Below are 1,495 nucleotides of genomic sequence, written 5' to 3'. Positions count from 1 at the left end.
TTCGCGCGGTATTCCTCCAGTTCGATTTCGCGTAATCGCTCGATAAAACCAATTTATTGGCTGATCTGAAGGGCAACTTTCCACAAGTGGCATTCTTCAAGCCGGTTGGCAGTAAAAACCAGCATCCGGGGTATTCCACCATTCAGGATGCCGATGCAGAAGTGCGGGAGGTTGTTGAAGTCATTCGCAACAGCAGCATCTGGCCTAGCACTGCCATCATTATCACCTATGACGCATACGGTGGCCTTTGGGATCACGTCGCGCCGCCGGTGATAGATCATTGGGGACCGGGCACGAGAATCCCAGCGATTGTTGTTTCGCCGTTTGCCAAGAAAGGCTATGTGGATCACATTGTCTATGACACCACCTCAATCCTCAAACTGATTGAGACTCGGTTTGATCTGGAGTCCTTGACGGATCGTGACGCTAAAGCCGATGATCTACGCAACGCCTTTAATTTTAAATAACCCACATTAGGAGTCACCGATGCCCATCTTTCCATTGATAGTGTTATTGGTTTTATCGATGCTGATGGTTGCCATGATTCAGGTGGAGTTTTTTGAAATCGCATTCGCCAAGCTGGGATTGACTCCACAGGGTACGCTGATGGTGTTGGTCGGAACTTTAATTGGCAGCGGGATCAATTTGCCAATCTTCAAGATAAGGACTCAGGAAAGTGGACATTTGGTCGAATTACCAGGCCGAAAACCAGTCTGGGAGTTATTCCAGCCAGCCAGAGAGGGCAATACTGTTATTGCGGTCAATGTCGGCGGCTGCGTAATTCCGGTTGGATTATGTCTCTACTTCATCTCATTGCAATTGATTGATCCTATCAAGCTGGGTATTGCATTTGCTGCTGTGACAGCATTGAGTTATCGAATGAGCCGGCCTGAGCCGGGCATTGGCTTTGGGATGCCTGTTTTTGTGGCGCCATTAGTTTCGGTCGCCATAGCGTTGATATTGGACTCAGAACATGCCGCACATCTGGCCTACATCAGCGGCGTGCTGGGCGTATTGATTGGTGCCGATGTCCTGCATCTCAAAAATGTTGGCAGCCTAGGTGTGCCCGTTGCGTCCATTGGCGGGGCCGGAACGTTTGACGGCATCTTCATGACTGGCATCATTGCGGCGCTTTTAGCCTAACTTGAATTTCTTCAAACGCTTTCGTATTCGCTATATCCTGCATCAACATGCGATTCCACATGCGCTATGGCAACAGACGACTGAAAAATTATCGGTACTGCAAAGACTGAGCGCGGTCGAAACAGCGCATCTGCGAGAATTAGCAACCCTGTTTGTGCACGAAAAAAACATTGTCGGCGCCCATGAGTTTTTAGTGACCGATATCATGAGCGTCAACATCGCCAGTCAAGCCTGTTTGCCTATATTACATTTAGGCTTGAACTGCTTATCAGGGTGGACGGATGTTATTGTCTATCCTGGTGCTTTTCGAGTCCGTCGCGATTCCGTCGATAGTGCTGGTGTTATACATCAG

Annotated in this window: 3 protein-coding genes; all 3 read left to right on the top strand. The window is 48.9% G+C overall.

The genetic code is table 11. The annotated features are described in order from the left end of the window. The first annotated feature begins 56 nt into the window (after window positions 1–56). Window positions 57–467: an alkaline phosphatase family protein gene (locus C2U68_RS20950; RefSeq protein WP_260839432.1), complete on the top strand. Its 411-nt coding sequence runs from the start codon at window positions 57–59 to the stop codon at window positions 465–467. Between the two features lie 19 nt (window positions 468–486). Further along, window positions 487–1,143 carry a DUF1614 domain-containing protein gene (locus C2U68_RS20945; RefSeq protein WP_064023690.1) on the top strand — a complete coding sequence of 219 codons (657 nt, stop codon included), beginning with the start codon at window positions 487–489 and terminating at the stop codon, window positions 1,141–1,143. Window position 1,144: 1 nt separating this feature from the next. Further along, the coding region (locus tag C2U68_RS20940) for a zinc-dependent peptidase (RefSeq protein WP_140914414.1) at window positions 1,145–1,495 on the top strand (351 nt) is incomplete at its 3' end.

Origin of the sequence: Methylomonas koyamae (assembly GCF_006483455.1) — a bacterium.
In the GTDB taxonomy this organism is placed as follows: Bacteria; Pseudomonadota; Gammaproteobacteria; order Methylococcales; family Methylomonadaceae; genus Methylomonas; species Methylomonas koyamae_B.
Note: the sequence above shows the minus strand (reverse complement) of the source record. Positions and strands in the feature narration are given on the sequence as shown.